At 43.5% G+C, this 22,301-nt stretch carries 15 protein-coding genes and 2 tRNA genes; 1 reads left to right on the top strand and 16 read right to left on the bottom strand.

The window, feature by feature from the left end; genetic code table 11:
* Window positions 1-5: 5 nt before the first annotated feature.
* The 3 genes from pgsA to uvrY form a co-directional block, all read right to left on the bottom strand.
* A complete protein-coding gene (pgsA, locus tag B158_RS0106375; protein WP_018624530.1) occupies window positions 6-572 on the bottom strand; it encodes a CDP-diacylglycerol--glycerol-3-phosphate 3-phosphatidyltransferase in 567 nt (188 codons plus the stop codon).
* A gap of 71 nt (window positions 573-643) precedes the next feature.
* The gene (gene uvrC / locus B158_RS0106370) at window positions 644-2,482 is read right to left on the bottom strand and encodes an excinuclease ABC subunit UvrC (RefSeq protein WP_018624529.1); all 1,839 of its coding nucleotides are present in this window, start codon (window positions 2,480-2,482) and stop codon (window positions 644-646) included.
* 22 nt (window positions 2,483-2,504) lie between these two features.
* Window positions 2,505-3,143, bottom strand: coding sequence for a UvrY/SirA/GacA family response regulator transcription factor (gene uvrY / locus B158_RS0106365; RefSeq protein ID WP_026309279.1), 639 nt, complete (start codon window positions 3,141-3,143; stop codon window positions 2,505-2,507).
* A gap of 105 nt (window positions 3,144-3,248) precedes the next feature.
* Here uvrY and B158_RS0106360 point away from each other — a divergent pair, with 105 nt between their 5' ends.
* Entirely contained in the window at window positions 3,249-3,782 is a 534-nt protein-coding gene (locus B158_RS0106360; protein ID WP_018624527.1) for a hypothetical protein, read from the top strand.
* A 344-nt stretch (window positions 3,783-4,126) separates the two neighbouring features.
* On the opposite strand, the gene B158_RS0106355 is transcribed toward B158_RS0106360, so the two are convergent.
* From B158_RS0106355 to infC, 13 genes are all read right to left on the bottom strand, one after another.
* On the bottom strand, window positions 4,127-6,193 hold the full coding sequence (locus B158_RS0106355) for a TonB-dependent receptor domain-containing protein (protein ID WP_018624526.1): 2,067 nt from the start codon (window positions 6,191-6,193) through the stop codon (window positions 4,127-4,129).
* A 371-nt stretch (window positions 6,194-6,564) separates the two neighbouring features.
* Window positions 6,565-9,909: a DEAD/DEAH box helicase family protein gene (locus B158_RS0106350; RefSeq protein ID WP_018624525.1), complete on the bottom strand. Its 3,345-nt coding sequence runs from the start codon at window positions 9,907-9,909 to the stop codon at window positions 6,565-6,567.
* Window positions 9,910-9,920: 11 nt separating this feature from the next.
* Entirely contained in the window at window positions 9,921-12,986 is a 3,066-nt protein-coding gene (locus B158_RS0106345) for a site-specific DNA-methyltransferase (protein ID WP_018624524.1), read from the bottom strand.
* 41 nt (window positions 12,987-13,027) lie between these two features.
* Window positions 13,028-15,910 carry an SNF2-related protein gene (locus B158_RS0106340; protein WP_018624523.1) on the bottom strand — a complete coding sequence of 961 codons (2,883 nt, stop codon included), beginning with the start codon at window positions 15,908-15,910 and terminating at the stop codon, window positions 13,028-13,030.
* A 452-nt stretch (window positions 15,911-16,362) separates the two neighbouring features.
* A tRNA-Ser gene (locus tag B158_RS0106335) sits at window positions 16,363-16,453 on the bottom strand.
* 141 nt (window positions 16,454-16,594) lie between these two features.
* A tRNA-Pro gene (locus tag B158_RS0106330) sits at window positions 16,595-16,671 on the bottom strand.
* 96 nt (window positions 16,672-16,767) lie between these two features.
* Window positions 16,768-17,118, bottom strand: coding sequence for a MerR family transcriptional regulator (locus tag B158_RS0106325; RefSeq protein ID WP_015780726.1), 351 nt, complete (start codon window positions 17,116-17,118; stop codon window positions 16,768-16,770).
* The gene (locus B158_RS0106320) at window positions 17,096-17,398 is read right to left on the bottom strand and encodes an integration host factor subunit alpha (RefSeq protein ID WP_015780727.1); all 303 of its coding nucleotides are present in this window, start codon (window positions 17,396-17,398) and stop codon (window positions 17,096-17,098) included. The genes B158_RS0106325 and B158_RS0106320 overlap by 23 nt, the downstream gene beginning before the upstream one ends.
* Before the next feature lie 31 nt (window positions 17,399-17,429).
* The gene (gene pheT / locus B158_RS0106315; RefSeq protein WP_018624522.1) at window positions 17,430-19,808 is read right to left on the bottom strand and encodes a phenylalanine--tRNA ligase subunit beta; all 2,379 of its coding nucleotides are present in this window, start codon (window positions 19,806-19,808) and stop codon (window positions 17,430-17,432) included.
* 12 nt (window positions 19,809-19,820) lie between these two features.
* Complete coding sequence (pheS, locus tag B158_RS0106310; RefSeq protein WP_018624521.1) at window positions 19,821-20,867, bottom strand: phenylalanine--tRNA ligase subunit alpha; 1,047 nt, start codon at window positions 20,865-20,867, stop codon at window positions 19,821-19,823.
* A 166-nt stretch (window positions 20,868-21,033) separates the two neighbouring features.
* Window positions 21,034-21,393, bottom strand: a complete 360-nt coding sequence (rplT, locus tag B158_RS0106305; RefSeq protein ID WP_018624520.1) for a 50S ribosomal protein L20 — start codon at window positions 21,391-21,393, stop codon at window positions 21,034-21,036.
* 15 nt (window positions 21,394-21,408) lie between these two features.
* Window positions 21,409-21,606, bottom strand: coding sequence for a 50S ribosomal protein L35 (gene rpmI, locus B158_RS0106300; RefSeq protein ID WP_015780731.1), 198 nt, complete (start codon window positions 21,604-21,606; stop codon window positions 21,409-21,411).
* Window positions 21,607-21,760: 154 nt separating this feature from the next.
* Window positions 21,761-22,294, bottom strand: a complete 534-nt coding sequence (gene infC / locus B158_RS0106295; protein ID WP_026309277.1) for a translation initiation factor IF-3 — start codon at window positions 22,292-22,294, stop codon at window positions 21,761-21,763.
* Window positions 22,295-22,301: the final 7 nt, after the last annotated feature.

Below are 22,301 nucleotides of genomic sequence, written 5' to 3'. Positions count from 1 at the left end.
GGTTATTATGCGTCATTCTCCGAGCTTGTCAAGTATGGCCAGGCAGCTTTTAAATAGCTGTACATAGACCACAATGTTAATAGCGCAGCTAACCAGATAAAGACAAAGCCAAAGGTCTTGGGCAGCCCAAATACACTCTGCGGCGCCAATAGGAATAGGAAGATGGCAAACATCTGACAAACCGTTTTAGCCTTGCCGATAAAAGAAACACCAACAACCGCGCGATTGCCTACTTCCGCCATCCACTCTCGCAATGCGGAAATCGTGATTTCACGGCCAATAATAACCATTGCAGGGACTGCCAGCCATAGACTGCCCTCACGCTCAACCAGCAGAATCAAAGTGATTGCCACCATCAACTTATCAGCAACTGGGTCAAGAAAAGCGCCAAAAGGCGACTCAATATTCATGCGACGCGCCAAAAAGCCGTCTAACCAATCAGTAGCTGCCGCAAAACAGAAAATACCAAGCGTAATCCAACGTGCAACTGGATCATCAATATAGAAAAAGATAACGAACATTGGGACCAGCAATATCCGAAAAGCAGTTAATACGTTAGGCAAGTTCCACATGGCTTGATTTAGGTTCCTGATTGATTGTTATTGACGGGCTCATTGTAGCGGATTGTTTTTAAGAAATACCGCTAACTATGCAAATAATCATAAATTTTTTGCGCCAGCGACAGACTGATTCCCGGAGCTCCAGCGATCTCCTTAACGCTGGCACCTTCGACTTCCTGCCAGCCTCCAAAATGCCTCAGCAGCGCCTGACGTCGCTTAGCACCAACGCCTGGAATTTCTTCCAGCATCGACTTAGTGGCGGACTTCTTGCGCTGGTGGCGGTGCTTGGTAATCGCAAAGCGATGCGCTTCATCGCGAATATGCTGAATAAAGTGCAGCGCTTTCGAGTCATCCTCTAGCAGCAATGGCTGATGCTGGCCTGGAAACCAGATTTGCTCCATACCGACTTTACGGTCACTACCCTTGGAAACACCAATCAAATAAATGGACTTGAGCTCCAGCTCATTAAAGACCTCTTCAGCCTTTGCCAGCTGCCCTTTACCGCCATCAACGATCACCAAGTCTGGCAGAGGCTGTTGTTCGTCTCTAAGACGCTTGTAACGTCGCGTCAGGGCCTGCTGCATGGCCGCATAATCATCACCACCGGTAATCCCTGAAATATTAAAGATGCGGTAATCGGCTTTTTTCGGGCCATTCTCATCAAACACCACACAGGAAGCGACCGTCTGCTTACCCTGTGTATGGCTGATATCAAAACACTCCACATGCTTCGGCATCTGTTCCATCTGCAGGGATTTTTGCAAGTCCAGCAAACGCTGAGTGAAGTTAGACTTACTGTTAAGCTTGGCACGCAACGAATGCTCTGCGTTCTTGTTGGCAAAGGTTTGCCATTCCTTAACCTGCCCTCGACTGGCCTGGCGCAGTGTCACTTTCGAGCCACGTTGCTGACTGAACGCTTCCTGCAATGCCTCTAAATCTTCCGGTAAATTCTCAATAACTACCTGTTTCGGAATTTCAGCGCCCGACAGATAATAAAAACCCAGAAAAGTCGATACGATTTCCTGCAGATCACTATGCTTCGGTACTTTCGGGAAATAGGTTTTGTTGCCAACTATCATTCCCTGTCGGATAAACACCAGCAGAATGCAGCAGACACCAGAAGCATAAGCCACACCAATAACATCCATATCGCTAGCATTGCCGCTGATCACAGACTGCTGCATAACATGACGCATCTGCTTAATTTGATCACGATAACGCGCCGCAATTTCAAACTCTAAATTCTGGCTGGCCACATCCATCTTCTTTTGCAAACGCTTGATGACCTGCTCGCTTTTGCCCTGATAGAAAAGTTTTACGTTCTCAACGTCCTTGGCGTACTCTTCCTTAGAGATATAGCCGACGCAGGGCGCAGTACAGCGCTTAATTTGATATTGCAGGCAGGGACGAGAGCGATTGGCAAAATAACTGTCTTCGCATTGACGGATCTGAAAGGTTTTCTGGATCAGCGACAAACTCTGGCGCACCGCGCTGGTGCTGGGAAAAGGTCCGAAGTAATCGCCCTTCTCTTTTTTAGCGCCACGATGATAGGCCAGACGCGGAAAATCGCCCGCCGATAAAAAGACGAAGGGATAAGACTTGTCATCACGAAACAGAACATTAAAGCGCGGCTTATATTTTTTAATCAGGTTATTTTCGAGCAGCAGTGCTTCGGTTTCAGTTTCCGTAACCGTGGTATGAATATCTTCGATATAAGTTACCAGCAATTCAGTCTTGGGCGACTGATGCTGTTTAACGAAATAGCTTTTAACACGATTGGAAAGATTTTTGGCTTTACCGACATAGAGGGTTTCGCCATCTTTGCCCAGCATCTGGTAGACACCGGGCTTTTTGCTCAGGTGAGCAAGGATTTTCTTGATTTGGGGTTTGATTGAAGAAGTATTGTCGTCCACTGGACTCATCAGGTTCTCTGCTGCTCAATGATTATTGGGCTTCGATCACTTTATAGCGCAGCGCCATGTGCGTCAGGCTCACATCATTCTCAACACCCAGCTTTTCAAATAAACGATAGCGGTAACTGTTCACCGTCTTCGGACTTAAATGCAGCTTATCGGAAATAGCCTGAACTTTTTCACCGCGCGTAATCATCAGCATGATCTGCATTTCGCGCTCAGACAAGGTACTGAAAGGATTGTCTTCGGTCTTGCTGAACTGGCTCAACGCCATCTGTTGCGCCACTTCCGCCGCCAGATAAAGCTTACCTCGATTGACCGAATGAATGGCCTTAACCATCTCATCAATGTCTGTACCTTTGGTTAAGTAACCCATGGCACCCGCAGCGATAAACTGACTGGGATAAGGCTCAGAACCATGCACCGTCAACGCAATCACCTTCAAATCTGGCTCAAAGCGCAACATACGACGGGTTGCTTCTAAACCACCGATGCCCGGCATGTTGGCATCCATCATTACAACGTGAGGGTTTAACTCCTTGACCTTTTTTATTGCCTCTTCCCCAGACTCAGCTTCGCCAACAACCTCAATTCCATCAGCATCGGAGAGTAAACGGCCCAATCCCATGCGAACCAAATCGTGATCATCAACCAGCAAAACTTTTATCATGTAAACCTCAATAACACTTTTATATTTTTGATTAAAATAGCGGTTCAATTATTATGAAATTGCTTTAATATAGCAAGCACAGTTAGAACAGTAATGAGAACTAATATGAATATAAAGCACATCTGCATTTTATTTGGGATAACCGCATGGGCCAACTTCGCCGCAGCGGCCTCAACACCGGAAGATTGCGCAGCCATCACCGACGATACCAAACGCCTCGCCTGCTATGACCAGTTTCTAAAAAACAGACAAGCACCGGCTAAACCAGAACCAGCGGCCCAGCCTGCCAAACCGGCAGATCCAGCGAAGCCAGCAATGCCTGAGCAAGCACAAAAACCTGCACCGAAAGCCGAAGTTGTCAGCAAAAAAGATAGAGTCGAAGAATTCGGCAAAGAGCGCATGAGAGAGGAAGGTAAGTTGGATAGCCTGACTGCGACTGCAATCGGCTCATTCCATGAATGGAAAGATGGGCTAAAGATTAAACTTGATAACGGTCAAGTATGGGAAATTATTGATAGTCGAACAGGTTTCTATAAGATTCAAAACCCAACAGTTATCATAGACAAAGGCTTTATGAACAGCTACAGAATGCAAGTTAAAGGTAGAAATCAGCGCTACAGCGTGATTCGTATTAAGTAATAGAGCACCGCTTCAACAGAAAGGGCGACCCAATGTGGCCGCCCTTTTTGATCGAGGAATCCACCCTCGCCCTTCGTACGGGCGATTCATGAATCGCCCCTACAAACATTCCTTCTCTTAAAACCTAACCTCAAACCCCACATACACATTCCGACCATTGGCTGGCAAACGCTCGCCAACAGCTATTCTTTCATCAGGCCATATATCCAAAATAAAAAAACACGCCAAGCCCCCTTATTCACCGTTCCGCAAGGCTATAAGGAAGACATTGACGCGTTTTCAAACTGGTTTAGGGCTGGGCCTCCCTTTCGTACGGGCGATTCATGAATCGCCCCTACAAATCACTAAAACCTTACCTCAAACCCCACATACACATTCCGAGCATTGGCTGGCAAACGCTCACCAACAGCTATCTCACTTCCCGCGGCTCGATTGACGCCACCCAGATGCTCCACATACTGTTTATCGAACAGGTTCTCGATTCCGGCACGCACAGTCAGGCCATTATCAAATATATAATCGGCCATCCAGTCCCACACCATGTAGCCTGCGGTTTCGGTTTCATTATTGATACTCGACACTCGATCCTGGTCGGCGTAAATCTGCGCAGCAAATTGGGTTGAGAACTGCACGCCCTGATAACCCCACACAAATCGGGTATTCAATGGCGCAATCCGATACAAGTTAATATCGCTATCATCACGCTCACCAAGCACATAACTCACCACCCCGGACATAAAGAAATCCGATGGCATGTCATAGCGCCAGTTAGCATCAAAGCCCCACAAGGTCGAATCAATATTGGTGAACTGCAATGGCGCAGGATCGCCCATCATGCCAGCCACCATAATGGCTCTTGGGTCGCTACTCGGCGTTCCTTCAATGTAATCCTTAACCTGCGAATAGAAAGCGCGTGGCGAGACTTTAAAACCGCCCTGACTGTAATCAAAACCGGCATCAAGCTGATACGCTGTTTCCGGATCAAGATTGATATCCCCAATATAGGTTTTACCATCCGCCAATCCGCCCGTAGACTGCATCGGGATCCACAGGTAACGCTGCTGATAACTGGCCGCGTGTTGCTTAATGCCTGCGCTGTAATTCCAGATGAAGTTCTCGCTCATCACAGACTTGCCATGATAGGTCACATCATAAGTGGTATCGCTGACGCTACGGTCCGCCTGGTTAAAGTCATTCTGCAAACCGGCAATCGCTGGACTCATCATCGCCATTGAATGCGCCACCTCGCCAGCATCAGCGCGGTTATACTTAACCCGCACGCCAAAGGTATCGCTACCCGCTTCTGAGCGCTGTCCCCACTGCACATAGGCGCTATGGCGGTCGTCCGCAACCTGATTAAAATTAATCAAGCTGAACATCATATTGTTCGGATTACTAATATCCACATCGTGCTCAGACAGATAACCCTGCAGGCCATATACCCAGTCGCCAACCGTCAGTTGCAACTTGTAGTCAGAGCTCTTCGCCGCAGCATAGGTATATCGCTGCGCGGCAGGATCAAGATTCTCGCGCTGGCTAAAATTATCCATGCCATGCGTATTATCCGAAGCGCCAAACTGCCACTCCAACATGGCACCATCAAACTGATGCTGACCATCAAGACTCCACTGCTCACCATCCACATAATTGATATCCATCGGCAATGCAGGCGTTCCCGAGAAGCCGGTGTCAGTCTTGCCGTAACGCACGCCAATGCGGCTGTTACCAAACTCATAAGCCATATCCAAGCCCGACTGCTGCTTATCGTAAGCGGTCGTGATGATGTCACGGCCCAGAGCATCTTCGGCATTATTGGCAGTCTGGTCGCTGATAAAGGCATACAACCCGAAATCATTGGCGCTGACATTGATATCCCCGGCATAGGTCTTGCCGTCATTAATTCCCGAATACCAGCTGCTCAAAGAACCCTCAACCGACAGTTCCTCAGAGGTGCGCGCACGCTTCAAATGCACATCCACCGCACCGCCCATGGTATCGATTCCCGCAGTCACTGGCGCAATCCCACGATAAACCGTCATAGCCTCAACCGTCATCGGCACCGCATAGGTCAAAGGCGCATCCATCGCATTTGGGCCAGCACCAATCGCCGTACGACCATTTAGGCTGACACCCACCCGATCACCAAACATCCCGCGATACTGCGCAATCCCCGTCACCGGGCCATTCTTATTCACATTCGCCCCAGGCACCGTCTTCAACCACTGCGCCACATCCGACTCAACCGGATCCGCATCCGCCACCGACAAATCATCAGAAGATACCCGCGAAGCACTGATCGTAATCACATCAATCTGCTCATCCTCAGCCAGAACAACCCCAGAAAAGAAACAACTAGACACAGCGAAAGCTACCGCGCTCACACGAAAAGAATCAAAAGAAAAGAAATTCATAACGCCCTCAGAAAAGAATCAAATCGGCGCTAATTGTATAGCTTTGAAAGGAAAAAACACTGCGACAAATTGTCGCAGGAGATTTAAAATGGGCTTAATTACCTAGGTAAAAGTTTACGTTCTTCATTTTCATGGTGTTTGCCAATTTATCCAATCCACACCACTCGTAACATTTATCACTGGTGAAACGGCTGTGGGCCATGTTTTCTCTACACTCTAGACTATTTCCCCATATGTCCATAGGTTATAATTCTAGCTGGTAGCATTTGTATATTTTTGTTACCACCTATTTTGAAGTAACTTTTCGTTACCATAATTTCTTGACTGCATTGTATTTCCAGAAAAATACTCAAAAAAGCAATTAATAATACTTAACTTGCAAGAGCGCTTGTTATAATTTTTTCTAAGTAAACATCTCTTCCATCTTCCATGAATACAACATTTGACTCTTCTAATTCATCTTTTGATCTACTAACGTTGATTAAATCATTAAATGATGTCGCTGAAAGAATAAACGAGCTCAGATTCAAATCTTCTCTTTGATATTTCTTAATTTCTTTATACAAACCAAACTTACCACTGTTCAAGTCAATTTGACGGATACCTTTTGGATCAATCAAGCTAAGCCACTGTTCACCTGTTGCATCATCAACCAACCACAATAAGAAGTCAGGATAGAAGTTTTCAGCCAACGCGAAGCCTAAACCTTTCGCTTTCGTGTCAGCATTTCTTAACAAATAGATACTTTTATCACCGATTACGGCTTGTCCTTTTGGTGTTGATAAGAACTCTTCTAAATCTCTGACAAATTGAACTTCACTAGGTGCATCGAACGCCGTCGGGCGCATCTTAAGTGGAACGGAAGCATTGTGCTCAATTGACATAAGCGGGTAATAAAGGTGCTTATCAAACGTAATGGCGACCATGCCTGGTGCGTCCCAATCTTTGGCTTTTCCTAGTTCACCAGCAACAACAAGTTTTTGAAGTTGTTCCAGGCGAGTTGAATAAGAGAAACCATCTTCAGTATCTTCAATTTCAAAGTGGTAAACTTTAAGCATCCCTGGGTCATCTTCATGAACATGGGTGACTTCAAAAAACTGCCCTTCATAAGCATTTTTGAGCGCTTTATAGAATCTATCCGTGTAATCCTGAAGCAACCGGATCATGATGTCTTCTTGCTTACGCACATCCGAGAATAATTTAATCTCTAATTCTTGCTCCGGTATCAGTAAGGTATACCAAGTATTAGCTGTGGGAGTTTTGCCCAAGCAGAATTCAGTCAACTTGGCCTTATCTAAACGTAAATTACTCCAGCCACGTTGTAATTTGAAATCCTGAATTGCGAGGTATATTCGCTCAAAATCAAAAGCGGCAATAACTTCTGCTTTTAGTTTTCTTGGAAGCCTGTCATGCGCAGGTGTTTTATCACCTGAATCGGTAGTACTTAATGCCTCGATTTTCGGGTAGAGATCCAACTTAACATGCGGCTCTTTAATTTTGCCCTCAAACTCGTCCGGCACTTCATACAAACTTGGGAAATGAACTCGTTTAAAGCCTTTCTTTTGATTGTCTTTATAACCGTCTTTTAGTTTCAGTGTTTTTAACTTAGATTTTGGCAACGATGGGCGTGTTTCAAAATCAAGTTCTAATATTTCGTCACTAGGCGTAATCCCTTCAGCTTCTAGGTACTGTTTGAATGTCGCCATATAATCAGCACGAACGCCAAAAACATTCAGTGTCTCAAGCTTTTCTAGGTTTAATCCTTTAGGTCGCTGAGCTGGAGTGCTTCGCTTAAGTGAATAACCCTGTCCTTTTAAACGTACACCGCGACCAAATAACTGAATGATTTGCGAGCCTTCGCCCTTACCTATATTCAGCAAGCCCATTGTCGAAACACGCCAGCTTGACCAACCTTCGGTAAACTTTCGAGACCCAATCAGTACGTTTATCTTAGAATCTTGACTGTTGATTGTATGAAATAACGTTTTAGCAAAATCATCTGACATATAATCAAACGACGGTTCCTCATCCAATGCCTTGTAAAGCTTTGATGAATCGCCTACATTAATTAGTCCAAAAGGTTCTGATGTACCTACACGCAGTGCCAGTTCACCTTTACTACCTTTTAAGTTAACTACGGATAGCCGTTGCCCTGTATGGCTGGTATTAAATAAGCGCTCCATGATGTTTTGGTAAATCTGGCTTTCATCTTTACCCGTATCACCAAGCGGCAAGAATCGTTTATCAAAAATATTTCTGTCTTTAGTATCCAAAATACGAGAATTATTTTTTACGAGGTCTTTAATCCAAGCCTTGGCCTGATTTTCGTTATTTAAGAACCAAGCCAAAAACTTAACAACCTGCTGAATGTCAGAGTCTTCCTTGGCGACAGAACTACCAACAAACACCCATAGCGGATTTTCAATATTGAATTCGGCGAGTTGTTCCTGATTCTTTGAGTACAAAAATTGCTGCTGATAGAAACTTAACAAACAAGCGGTGAAGTATTCATAGCGACGTTCTTCGTTTTCGTCGTCGCCTAAGTTAAGTATCAACGACTCTTTACCATATCCATCTTCGTAGAAAAACTTATACGAATAATCAAACAACACAGACTTAGCATAGACTTCTCTCGTTGCCTGAATTCTGGCATCACGCTGTTCAACTTCATCAAGTACCAGCTTAGCCTTTTGTTCCTCGTCCAACTTGCCAAATGTCTCTGTAGGAAAAAGCATCTTGGCTTTTTTCTTTTGCATTTCAAGCTCTACTGCATCCGCAGTTTTCCCATCGCTTACCGCTTGTCCAAATGTCGCAGAATATTCAAAAGCAAAGCCAGTTCGAGTAATGGCATCACGACGCTTCATCCAAGCACCAGCAGCAGTACCTGTACCTTTATGGCCTTCATCAATCAGAACTAAGTTATTGCCTTCAAACGCTTCAACAGCAACAGTTTTGTCACCCATATCATCGGCAAGCTTATTAATATCAATAATCTCGATAGTACCTTTGAATGGTGTTATACCGCTTTTGTCAAAAAGACGAATATGGTCAAAGCCTGAATCATGCAACTCTTTAAAGTGTTGTGCCGATAGTCTTTCGTCTGGAGTTAACAAAATGATTTTATCGGGATAAACATGAGTATTGCCATTTTGAAAGTAGTGCAAATACTGCAAAATATTCACATGCAGTAATAATGTTTTCCCTGAACCAGTAGCATTCCAATAAGCAAGTTTGTTTAACTCATCTAACACGTAAGTTTTGAAATGGTCTGCTGGCTTCTGCTCACCACAATATTTGGTTAGCTCTGCATTTAAACCATCAAGTAATTGTTGTTTCTTGTTGAAGTACCAATCTAAATAGATTTCGGTAAACAATAATGACAAGTATTGGAAATACTTCATATTCATTACTGTTTCTTCTTTTCTATTGCGTTGTTCAGTGATTTGTTGCCAATGGGCAACGATATTCATGTCATATCGACGCAAATCGTCAATATCAACTAACTCACTTTCAAATAGATTATTGCTAATTTCATGAAAAAAGTGAGTTTGTCCATCGTCATGAATACCTTCAAAACGATCTTCACCTAATCGCGCTTTTAACCCTTGTAATGTTTCCCCTTTAAAAAAGCGGAACATAAAGCGGTTTAATACTAACTGTTGATGAAAGCTTAATTTTTTCTTAGTTTGCTTTTTCGTTGCCTTTCCAACTGCCATACTTTTACTCCTTATGCTAACTCATCAGGAGCAAACATTAGCTCAAGAAACTCAGGCTCAATTTGGCGAAGCTTTAACGTACGAGTAACTTCTCCCTCATCGCTGGTAAACGCAGTTGGTAAGTTATGGTCACCATTAACATAGATAACATCAAAGGTTTTTTCTTTAGCAAACAAGTCAAAGCGATTGGCAAACTTAGTAAAGTCGTCATAACCGATTTTTTCACAGTCACGCCATAAAATAAGCGCCTTTTCACCACTTGGTAAGTTACCTTCTACGCGCACGTAGCCACGCTCTATGTTTGATTCAACAGTATTAACATGCAAACCAACTAAATAGTTAAAAGTTTCAACTAAATCAATATTTCGCTCTTCAAAAGCACCCGCCGAATCGACGGCAATTTTCATTTTATAATCAAATGGCTTTTTGAAATCATCCGTACTTAACAATGAACCTTTGCTCTCAGTCTCAAGCATGTAGTTGAGTAAGTAGTCAGACTTGGCTTGTTCAGGCATTGAGTCGAATAGGTCGCCAGTTGCTTGCGATTTTCTTAGTTCTAGGTTGTTTAGGCTGTCTTCATAGCTTTCAATTGATAAAACTTTAACGATTCCTGATATTGAGTCATTTAGTTCAGGTGATCCGCTTTTCCACCGGGAAGAGTACATAGCCTTTAACACTCTTGGAATCGTTACTTTTTTACAATAGTCGCCTTGCTCTACCAATATAAACTTTCGAGTACCACCATCTTGTCTATTCAAATTAATTGCTGCATGACCTGTAGTTCCTGAACCTGCAAAAAAATCCATTACAATACCATTTTTCTTTCTAAATCGAGATAAAGCCTTGAGACAATCCTCAACCGTGTGAATTGATTTAGGAAAAGAAAATGGTTGTTCTCCAAACATTGATGTTATTACCTTGGAGCCATATATATTTGCGTAATATTTTTTAGAATCCCATACAGTCCGATGGCTTCTAGTAGTCTTCTTTCTTTTTATCGAAATTTCACCTTTATCTTCAACGACAAATAGTTGGTCCGAATCTCTTTCTGCTGTACTTTTTGAAAAGACCCACTTTCGCTCAACTCCCTTTGAATCAATGGGGTATACTAGTGTTATTTCGCCATCTTGAACATTACTGGATATGGGGTGAAAATCTTCATCACAAACGTCTCCAAAGCCAACTATTTTGTTGTCTTTAACCTTTATAGGATAAAAGCAGGTTTTAGCCAATTTTCTAGCCGACGTGCCTCCCCAATCTCTAAAGTTTGAAATTAGTGGCTCTTCTCGCTCTGTTTGACCTATATAGTTACCACCTTTTGGGAAAACGAAGTAAGCATATTCATGCGAAGAAGAGAAGTTTATTCCTTGAACACCAGCAGGGTTATGGATTATTGAAATACAAAATTTATCATGGTTTGGAAATAGATTATCAATCAACAATCCAAGCCTTTCTTGCTCATTTTCATCGATTGCTATTATGATCGTAGCTTCAGGGTGCATTAATTTCTTAGCTACTATTAATCTGGATTCTATAAAGCTAAGCCATGCTGAATGCTTGAAATTATTTTTGTATAGAATTTCACTAGAAGTAGCATTGTATGGTGGATCAATATAAATACAGTCAATCTTATCGTTATACCTGGACTTTAAAAACTGTAATCCCTGAAAGTTGTCCGAATTAATAACTGTTCCGGTTAGTTGGTCATCCAAGCCTTCAATCACTGAAAGAACTTTTAAGCGACTTTCAATACTCATGAATTCGGTGTTAAGCATTAAATTAGGAAACGCGTCAGCTAACGAAGTAATACTTATTTGACTTTCTAAATCTAAATCATATAGAAATTTCCATTCTTGGATTTGTTGTTCGGATATGTCGAGTTGGCTAAGTGTTAGAGTGTCAATTTTACAGAGACTGATATAGTAGTTTACACCCCAAGAAAATTTTATTTTTTCCCATAGTTTTTTCTGGAAGTTTTCAAGTTGAGCTAAAAATGAAACTATGTCCTTTGAAATCGAGCGAAGGCACTGGATCATCCGTAGCTGTTTTTCAATATCCGAAAATACCTCGGCATTCTGTACGTTATCTAAATTCATCACTTCATTTTTAATATAGAAGTCGAGTTCATTAGATAAAAAACCACCTAAATCTTTGTGGATGAAATAATCAGCGGTGTTACGTTGCGTATAGGTAGTCAGATGCTTTTCGAGCAAAGTGCGGTTTGGATTTTTCTCCGTTGGTTCTCGTTTTGTGACATCCACCCAATCACTTTGAATGTTACTATTAGATAAAATCGCATCTAGCGCCTGACTTACCAAAGCTTCTTGCTTGGTGCCTTTTTTAACTACCTTGTATTCAAACTGAATGACCAATTCATCTTGCTCACCAGAGCTATCAACAACGATAGGCAATACTTCATCTTCGTAATCTAGGCCCTCGTCGTCATACTTGATGCGAGTATGCTGCTCAACTAACACAAAACGTCGGTCTGCATCATTGTCTTTACGGTTATCTTTTGCGGTATCTGCGGCAAGCAGCTTAAAGGTCACTTTGCGGCCATCATCTAGCTTAAAAGAGTAATTAGAAAAGTTCTCGCCGCTTTTTATGTAATACTGGTCTTTATTAGCCCAGTGAAGCATCACTTCTTCACCCGCGTAAGGGATAGCGTAAGTATCCCCTTTATATCGACGCTTACTGACAAAATCGCCACTGTCATAATAACGAGAAAAGAATGTTAATAAATGAGTAAACACGGCATTTTCATGCTCATTCGCACCTTGTGATGAGGCTGTGATTTGTGCTCTAAGGTCTTTTACTTTTGGGCTATCATCTGGATTAAACCCTGCACCTTCTGCATTTTTAATAGCTTCAGCTAACTGTCGCTCCAATTCTTCTTTATTGGCATTACCCGCCGAAGCCAAAGCATCACTAATTTTTTTCTTTAGTGTGTTCTCAAGGTAGTTGTTAATCTCATCCGCTTTGGCATTCAAAATACGATAGATACCGAAATCTAATTCCGGTTTATCGATTTGGAAAATTTCTTTTAGCTTTTTAACTAGCTCGTTATATTTGCTCATTTTACGCCCTAAATTTTAATACTAATTCCTAGCTGATATATCTAAGCGACACGCCAGCGTATGGTAAATAATTCTGATATTTCTGTTTTCTGTTTCATTCGAGCTTCTAACGCAGCAATAAGCTCATCACGTTTTTCGGCTATATCGTCTTCAACGTCCCAAATATCTGCTCGTTGCTGTCGTTGTTTACGCTCTAGTTCTTTCAATTTTTTTTGCAATTGCTTCTGTTCTTCTATGGTTTCAGCATAACGACTTTCTCGCTTAACGGACTTTATTTGGTTTTTAGTGTCAACTAAGGCTTGTTCAGCAGCTAATATCTTGTCATCAGCCCACTTTTCTAATTTATCTCTTTCATCCTGGAAATACTGATTATTCAACTCCATTGCTTCAGCTAGTTTAGCATCAATTAAACGATTCTTGGTTTGCTCAAAAAAATCATTATGAAGAGTCTCTGTTGTGTCGCCTACTGCAGCTGCTATATTGAATAACTTCTTACAGGCTTCAGCATCGATCTGCTGGCCACCATCTGTTAAAGCAGTGAATACTAGGTGCTCCTCGGTTTGGAATGCTTCAATTCTAAGCAAACTCAATGACAACCAACCTGACTGCCCCTTAAGTTGTTCTGCAATGGAGTTTTTAGTGCCGTGGTTCTCGTAATCAAAACAAATTTCAGCTACTGGTGTCTCAAGTTCTCTGGCTGAATTGACAACATATTCCCCTAAAGGATGAGTAATTCGATAAGTGTGAGCATGTTCAGAAATAGTCGCCCTAGAGTCTTCACCTTCACTTACAATTTTTCGGATAAGTTGATACTGCCCTAGTTTCTGGCCGGCTACCTCTTGAGTTAGATAAAAGCTATAATTTTGCTCGTCGAAGCTGGCTTTGTTTTGTAATTGAAATTTGGTAACAGACCAAAACCAACGACTTACTTTATCTAATCGTTCTTTAGCTTGGTCCAGCTTAATTTTTAGGATATCGTGGATGTCTTCATCAAAGTGCTCTAGCAAAGCCTCTTTGGTTTGCTCCATTTTGGTATTTATATCATCTTCTAACTCTTTTTGTAGAGTTTCAAAAGCCGACTCAATCTCTTCAGGGGAGCGACACTCCTCATAAATTTGCTGGATCCGCTTTTCAAAGTCAACACCACTCTCAAGTGAACCCAAAACTGAATCTGAAGCACCAAAAACACCATCAAATAAACAAAACTTATCTGTCAGTAACTCCAATACTCTTTGATCAGCGTAATTGCGTTTATTCAGAAAGTTGATAACAACAACATCGAACTTTTGACCATAGCGATGACAGCGGCCAATACGTTGTTCAACTCGCTGAGGATTCCATGGCAAATCATAATTAATTAACAAAGAGCAGAACTGCAAATTAACACCCTCAGCCGCTGCTTCCGTTGCTATCATAATTTCAGCATTGTCTTTAAAGTAGTCAATCAGGGCAGTCCTTCTATCAACCTGCGGGGATCCTGTCACTTTATCCGATCCCTGATACTTTATTTTCCATTTATTATATATTTCCGTTGCTTCAGGATGGTTGTTCGAGCCACTAAAAGTTACTATTTTATTAATGTAGCCATTTTGACTTAAGAAAGAAGCTAAGTAAGACTGTGTTCGTTTTGATTCAGTAAAGATGATTACTTTTCTTGCCGCACCCATTTCTGCCATTTTAGTAAATCCTAAATCAAGAGCAGTTAACAGTGCTTTAGCTTTTTCGTCATTATGGATGTCTTGGGCTTGTTTGATAAAGCCTTCTAGCTCTTTGATTTCTTCAACAACTCTTTTATGATCGATGACTTCTTTAGCTGCTTCCTCTTCAAGCAGTTCGTCAATATCGACTTCATCAAGATAATCTGTTTCTAAATCATCATCTTCAATTATAGTACTAAGCAGGTCATCTTGAGTATTCAGCTTTTCTAGCTTTAACTGCTCTAAGCGGGCTTTCATCACCTGAATCGTATTAAGAACGGCGTAGGTGCTTGATGCCAGTAACTTTCTCAAAATTAAGCCAGTTAAGTGTTTTTGTCGCTTTGGCAAGGCGTAGCTATCTTCTTTTTCTAGAAATGCAGTTACTGCATCATATAAGGCTTGTTCCTGGTCTGATGGGGTAAAGGGAACTGTCAGCGCTATGCGGTTAGTATATTTAACGTACTCTAAAACCTGATTTCTCAATGTTCGTTTAACGAAAAGGCTTAGGCGCTCCTTTAAGTCTTCTCTATCGCTTTCTCCTTGCATAAATTGCTTTCTGAAAGCTTTATCATCGCCAAAGATGTGCTCGTCTATTAAAGTAGACATACCATACAACTCCATTAAGGAGTTTTGTAATGGTGTTGCCGTTAGTAAAAGCTTTTTGCGTCCATTTAAAGCTCGCCTCAGAGCCTGGCCCATTTTGTTGCTTTCACGGTGTGCATTTCTGAGTTTATGCGCTTCGTCAATAACTACAAGATCCCAAGACTCCCCAACCAACCTATCCTCTAGTCTTGCGGCATAATGATAAGACATTATTACAATTTGTTTATTGTTTAATGGGTTATACACCCCCTGTTCTTGCAGTTGCTTATATGCCCTCGCATCTAGCACTAGAGAAGGTAGGTTAAACTTATCAAGTAGCTCCTGCGCCCACTGTCTCCTTAACGAAGCTGGACATATTATGAGTAGTTTTCGTTTCCTTTCTGCCCAGTATTGGCATAAGACCAATCCAGCTTCAATTGTCTTACCTAAGCCTACCTCATCTGCCAAGACTACGCCTTTGTTCAAGGGGTTATCCAGTGCGAATAAAGCTGCTTCAATCTGATGCGGGTTTAGATCAACACTGGCATCAAACAAGGACTGAGAGAGCCTATCAACACCATTGTTTGCATGTAAGATAGATAACTCATGAGCAAAGTACTTGGCATGATATGGTGTAATCAGCATTTTAGCATTCCGTCCTTTGGGATGTACCTGTTCGTTTTCTTGTTTTTGTAATGCTATAAGTGAGGGTACCAGGGACTATTAAAAGTCTTGGAGTATGTGGGGATTCGCGACGAATTTGCGTAATAGGATCCCACCCAGCCTTCGTAATGGCTGGGGAAATGAATAAATCATAAAAGTAAGTATCCGCTGACCCACGAGCCTTTCTTTTGTTCATTATTCCTACCTATCAATTAGCAAGCATTCAATTAAGATTTATTAGTACCAAATATCGTCTTATTAGAATTGTGTAACAAATGTAGCCTGTTTGAATACTAGCTTTTAATGTGACTTCGTTCAACTTTAACAGCAATGCAAGTTTGCATTAAAAAGAGCCGTTTCTATTAATGAAGATATTGTTTGAAAGAAGAATTTCAGGCATAAAAAAAGACGCTTGTTAGCGTCTTTTTAAGATATGGCGGAGAGGGTGGGATTTGAACCCACGGTGGGCTACAAACCCACGCCGGTTTTCAAGACCGGTGCATTCAGCCGCTCTGCCACCTCTCCGAATTGCGCGAAATAATACCGTATGAAGTTTCCTTATGGAAGCCTTTTTAGCAAAAAAATCGCTGTTTTTTCTGTTATTTTTCATAACCGGTCAGTTTTGATTACTATTTAATCTAAACTGGCTGAATTCTGGTTATGAATTGGTCGGAGCGAGAGGATTTGAACCTCCGACCCCTTGCACCCCATGCAAGTGCGCTACCAAGCTGCGCCACGCTCCGACTAGCATTTTCATTTGGCAATAAAAAATGCGGTGCCAATAGTACCGCATTTTCCTGATATTGCAATGATTTGTTGTTGCTTATTCTTAGCTGGGATTAAGCGGCTAAGAATTGCTTGAGCTTTTCGAGTTCTTCGATTAACTCATCGATTTGCGCCTTGTTGACTGGAGCTTCTTCGCCGTTGCTTTCGCTCAGGCATTGTCTTGCTCCGCCAATCGTATAACCGTGTTCATACAGTAATGAACGGATCTGGCGAACGATTAGGACGTCGTCGCGTTGATAGTAGCGACGATTACCACGACGCACTGGGTCCAGTTGGTCGAACTCTTGTTCCCAGTATCTAAGAACGTGTGGTTTTACTGCGCAAAGGTCGCTTACTTCCCCAATAGTAAAGTAGCGTTTGCCGGGAATAGCCGGCAATTCATTATTGTTGCTCGGTTCCAACATAGTCGGCGACTTTTCCTCTTAATTTTTGTCCAGGCTTGAAGGTCACTACGCGTCGCGCGCTGATTGGAACTTCTTCTCCGGTTTTAGGGTTACGTCCAGGCCGTTGTGCCTTGTCCCTGAGTTCAAAGTTTCCGAAGCCGGAAAGTTTGACGTTATATCCATCTTCTAGGGCATCACGGATCTGCTCGAAAAACGCTTCTACGATTTCCTTAGACTCACGCTTGTTAAGCCCTAGCTCTTCGTACAAACGTTCCGCCATATCAGCTTTTGTCAGTGCCATAATATATCCCCTTTGATTCCAGTTGCAGCGGTTAGTTTCTTAACGCCGCTCCATATTGCTCAGCAAGTCCAGACACGACTTTATCGACCACAGCATTGATTTCTGCGTCTTCTAGCGTCTTGTCCGGATGACGGAGTGTCATGGCCAATGCAATACTTTTCTTGCCTGGTTCCAAGTGCTCACCCTTGTATATATCAAAAATATGGGCATCTGTCAGTAAATTCCCACCATTTTTTACAATAAAATCAAGTAATTCGCCCGCTTTCACAGAATCTTCGACAACTAGCGCAAGATCGCGTCGAATCGATGGGAACTTGGATAATGGGGTAAATTCAGGCAGTTTACGCTCTGAAAGCGGCGCAAGGTCCATCTGGAACACATAAGCATCCATATCAAGGTCGATTTCCTGCTGTACCTGCGGGTGGATTTTACCGATATAACCCACCGCATGACCGTCTACGATAATCTCTGCGGCCTGCCCCGGATGGAGGATGTCCATGTGCAGGGTTTCGAAGCTGTATGTCTTGCTAGTGGCTTGCAATAGAGCTTCAACGTCGCCTTTCAGGTCGTAGAAATCGACTTTCTCACCATCAGTATTCCAGCTTTCTTTCTGACGTAAGCCACAGACCAGACCGGCAATGGTTGGGATCTGCTGCAAGGTGTCGCCTGAGTTGATGAAACGCAATCCCAGTTCGAAGATGCGGATGCGGTTCTGCTGGCGATTGATGTTGAATTTAGCGGTATTGACCAGACCTGGTAATAAGTTGGTACGCATAACAGCCATTTCGCTGGAGATTGGATTTATCAACGGCAATGGCTCAATGCCTGGGTGTAGCTTTAACTGGAATTCTGGTTCAACGAAGCTATAGGTTACCACTTCCTGATAACCACGCTTGACCAGTACGTCGCGCATGTCGTTTTTCCAGACGCGGTTTTCCGGCTGGTCGAACATGGCCATTTCAGCCTGTGGCTTGCGGCTTGGTAATTTGTTGTAGCCATAGACGCGGACCAGTTCTTCAATCAGACTTTCTTCGTTGTCGATATCGAAGCGGAAGCTTGGTACCAGAACATCCCAACCGTCGGCATTAGCGGTTAGCTTCAGGCCAAGGCGGGTCAAGATATCTTCAACCTGGTCATCGGCGAATGGGAAGCCAACTACACGCTCAATGCGCTGGCGACGCAGACGCAGGTGGCGCTTGGTTGGCATGGCGTCATGATCAACGGCTTCGATGATATCGCCTGGCTGACCGCCAACGATTTCAAGTAGAAGCTCGGTAGCGCGCTCCATAGCGGTGCGCTGCAATTCAAAGTCCACCCCACGCTCATAACGATGCGAAGCGTCGGTGTGCAGGCCGTACTGGCGCGCACGACCAGCAATCGCGATCGGGTCGAAATAGGCGCTTTCGAGGAAGATATTATCCGTTTCGGTGTTGATACCTGAGTGTTCGCCACCCATCACACCAGCAATTGCTAATGGCTTCTTGTGGTCAGCAATTAATAAGGTATCGTCGGTCAGTTCAACTTCCTGACCGTCTAGCAGAGTCAGCTTTTCGCCCTGCTTTGCCATACGAACGTCGATGCCGCCTTCAATCTGTTTCAGATCAAATGCGTGCATCGGATGACCTAGTTCCAGCAATACATAGTTTGTCACGTCAACCACCGGATCAATCGAACGAACGCCAGAGCGCTCGATGTATTTAACCATCCAGTCCGGAGTTTTCGCTTCAGGGTTGATGCCTTTGATGATGCGGCCCAGGTAGCGTGGGCAGGCCTGTGGCGCAGAAAGTTTTACCGGAATCACATCACTGATTTCAGGCGTTAAAGCCTGTGGTTTGTGTTCGGTAACGGCGGTTTGCGTGAGAACGCCCACTTCACGGGCAATACCGCGAATGCCAAGACAGTCGCCACGGTTAGGCGTCAGGTCCACTTCAATGACATGGTCATTAAGATCGAAATAATCTTTCAGGTCCTGACCTAATGGCGCCTGGCTATCAAGCTCAAGAATGCCGTCGCCATCTTCGCCGATTTCAAGTTCGGTCGATGAGCACAGCATGCCATGAGAGGCAACGCCACGTAATTTAGCTTTCTTGATTTTAAAGTCGCCCGGTAACACGGCACCAATCATGGCAACGGCTACTTTAATGCCGGCACGTGCATTTGGTGCACCACAGATAATCTGCAGGTCTTCGTCGCTGGCTGAACCCACTGAGACTTTACAAACGCGAAGCTTGTCCGCATCGGGATGCTGCTCGGCTTCCAAAATTTCACCAACCACAACGCCTGAGAATTTATTGCCCAGGTATTCAAAACCATCAACTTCCAGGCCAGCCATTGTTAGTTTTTCTACTAGCTGTTGAGTAGAAATTTCAGGGTTTACCCACTCTCTTAACCACTTTTCACTGAATTTCATGCTCTAAACCTATTAGTTGAATTGTTTTAAGAAGTTCAAATCGTTTTCGAAGAACAGACGTAAGTCATTCACGCCATAACGCAACATGGTCAGACGCTCTACGCCCATACCAAATGCAAAGCCAGTGTACTTTTCGCTATCAATACCCACGGCTTCCAATACTTTTGGATGGACCATGCCGCAACCTAAAATTTCCAGCCAGCCAGTGTGGCTACAAACTCGACAACCATCGCCATTACACATCACACACTGGATATCCACTTCCGCCGATGGTTCGGTGAATGGGAAATAGGAAGGACGGAATCTAACAGCCAAATCTTTCTCGAAGAAGTGCTTCAGAAATTCGTCTAAAATACCTTTTAAATCCACGAACGTGGTGCTTTCGTCTACTAACAAGCCTTCAACCTGATGGAACATTGGGGTATGCGTCAGGTCAGAATCACAACGGTACACACGGCCAGGTGCGATGATTCTGAATGGGGGCTTTTGCTCTTCCATCACACGAATCTGTACTGGCGAGGTATGAGTACGCAACAAACGCTCGGCATCAATATAGAAGGTATCGTGCATGGCACGCGCTGGGTGATGCTCTGGAATATTGAGCGCGGTGAAGTTATGGAAGTTATCTTCTACTTCAGGGCCTTCTTCAACCGAGAAGCCCATTTGCGCAAAATAGGATTCAATTCTGTGTAGGGTGCGATTAACCGGATGGACACCACCATCCTGAATATTGCGACCAGGCAGGGTCACATCAATCGTTTCGCTGGCTAATTTCTTAGCAATCTCAGCGTCTTTAATCGCTTTGTGCTTCGCTTCTATAATGGCGAACACTTCTTTTTTAGCTTCGTTGACACGGGCACCAAACTTCGGCTTCTCTTCTGGTGGAAGTTTTGCCATTTGTTGCATCTGTGCTGTGATGAGGCCTTTTTTGCCGACGAAGCGGGCTTTGACCTGCTCTAGCTCAGGTATGCTCTGAACCGCTGAAATCTCTTGTTCAGCCTGCGAAATAATCTCTTGTAAACTGGAGTCCTGTTGACTCGTACCCTGTGTATCGACCATGAGAATTCTCGTTGTTAAGTGCTATGTCTATAAGTGACTTAAAAAGTCTCTAATTGAAAATGCATAAAAAAAGGAAGAGCATTTCTGCCCTTCCTTTTTACTTCAATCGCTCGTCACCCGAGGGCGACTAAAATACTCTTCTCGTTAAAGAACAGTTATCAGCTTATTAAGCTTCAAGGGCAGATTTAGCCTGGTCTGCAAAAGCAGCAAATGCTACTTTATCAAAAACCGCTAATTCTGCTAGCATTTTACGATCAACTTCAATGTTTGATTTTTTCAAACCATTGATAAAACGGCTATAAGACAAACCGTGTACACGAGCTTCAGCATTGATACGAGCAATCCATAGAGCACGGAATTGACGTTTACGCTGACGACGGTCACGATATGCATATTGACCCGCTTTGATAACAGCTTGTTTAGCTACACGGAATACACGACTACGTGCACCATAATAACCTTTAGCCTGCTTTAAGATTTTCTTGTGACGCGCATGGGCAGTCACACCACGTTTTACTCTTGGCATCTCTTAATCCTCACCTTAACCGTTTGGCAACATACGATCGATTGAACGTGTGTCAGCAGCATCAACTAATTTAGCGTGACGTAAATGACGCTTACGCTTAGTAGACTTCTTGGTCAGGATGTGACGCAAGTGTGATTGTTTGTGCTTGTAACGGCCAGAAGCAGTTTTCTTGAAACGCTTCGATGCACCGCGGTCAGTTTTCATCTTTGGCATAGTAATATACTCGCATTGTTACCCGTCATGGCCATTGCTTTAAGTTGTGCAATCGTTTGAGCGCATGACTAGTTACTAAAACGGACAGCTCAGTGGTTAAACCGTGCTGCCCAACCTATGAAGAATGTAAGTGCTCTTGCGAGACTCTTCTTACTTACTTCTTCTTTTTGGGGCCAATCACCATCGTCATCTGACGACCTTCCATTGAAGGGCGGTGTTCAACTGCTCCGTATTCTTCCAGATCTTTTTCGACACGCTTCAACAACTCCATTCCGAGTTCTTGGTGCGCCATCTCACGACCACGGAAGCGAACAGTTACTTTCGCCTTGTCCCCGTCTTCGAGGAAACGTATCAGGTTGCGTAGTTTTACCTGGTAGTCTCCTATGTCCGTCCCTGGGCGAAACTTGATTTCTTTCACATGAGTTACTTTTTGTTTTTTCTTAGCAGCAGCTTTCGCTTTCTTCTGCTCAAAAAGGAACTTGCCGAAATCCATAATTTTACAGACTGGAGGATTCGCATCTGGCGAAACTTCCACTAAGTCCAGGCTAGCTTCAGTAGCTTGCGCCAGGGCTTCTTTGATTCCTACTACACCGACATTTTCGCCGGTGGCGTCTATCAGGCGAACTTCTTTCACGCGGATATCTTCATTTATGCGCTGTCTGTCAGAGCGCTTATCACCTTTTCTGATGGTAATT

Origin of the sequence: Kangiella aquimarina DSM 16071 (genome assembly GCF_000374105.1) — a bacterium.
Classification (GTDB): domain Bacteria; phylum Pseudomonadota; class Gammaproteobacteria; order Enterobacterales; family Kangiellaceae; genus Kangiella; species Kangiella aquimarina.
This window is presented reverse-complemented; position numbering and strand designations above follow the sequence as displayed.

Excerpts from the sequence above, each read along its gene's own strand:
- pgsA (WP_018624530.1), bottom strand. The coding sequence starts at position 572 with ATGTGGAACTTGCCTAACGTATTAACTGCTTTTCGGATATTGCTGGTC.
- uvrC (WP_018624529.1), bottom strand. The coding sequence starts at position 2,482 with ATGAGTCCAGTGGACGACAATACTTCTTCAATCAAACCCCAAATCAAG.
- uvrY (WP_026309279.1), bottom strand. The coding sequence starts at position 3,143 with ATGATAAAAGTTTTGCTGGTTGATGATCACGATTTGGTTCGCATGGGA.
- B158_RS0106360 (WP_018624527.1), top strand. The coding sequence starts at position 3,249 with ATGAATATAAAGCACATCTGCATTTTATTTGGGATAACCGCATGGGCC.
- B158_RS0106355 (WP_018624526.1), bottom strand. The coding sequence starts at position 6,193 with ATGAATTTCTTTTCTTTTGATTCTTTTCGTGTGAGCGCGGTAGCTTTC.
- B158_RS0106350 (WP_018624525.1), bottom strand. The coding sequence starts at position 9,909 with ATGGCAGTTGGAAAGGCAACGAAAAAGCAAACTAAGAAAAAATTAAGC.
- B158_RS0106345 (WP_018624524.1), bottom strand. The coding sequence starts at position 12,986 with ATGAGCAAATATAACGAGCTAGTTAAAAAGCTAAAAGAAATTTTCCAA.
- B158_RS0106340 (WP_018624523.1), bottom strand. The coding sequence starts at position 15,910 with ATGCTGATTACACCATATCATGCCAAGTACTTTGCTCATGAGTTATCT.
- B158_RS0106325 (WP_015780726.1), bottom strand. The coding sequence starts at position 17,118 with ATGTTGGAACCGAGCAACAATAATGAATTGCCGGCTATTCCCGGCAAA.
- B158_RS0106320 (WP_015780727.1), bottom strand. The coding sequence starts at position 17,398 with ATGGCACTGACAAAAGCTGATATGGCGGAACGTTTGTACGAAGAGCTA.
- pheT (WP_018624522.1), bottom strand. The coding sequence starts at position 19,808 with ATGAAATTCAGTGAAAAGTGGTTAAGAGAGTGGGTAAACCCTGAAATT.
- pheS (WP_018624521.1), bottom strand. The coding sequence starts at position 20,867 with ATGGTCGATACACAGGGTACGAGTCAACAGGACTCCAGTTTACAAGAG.
- rplT (WP_018624520.1), bottom strand. The coding sequence starts at position 21,393 with ATGCCAAGAGTAAAACGTGGTGTGACTGCCCATGCGCGTCACAAGAAA.
- rpmI (WP_015780731.1), bottom strand. The coding sequence starts at position 21,606 with ATGCCAAAGATGAAAACTGACCGCGGTGCATCGAAGCGTTTCAAGAAA.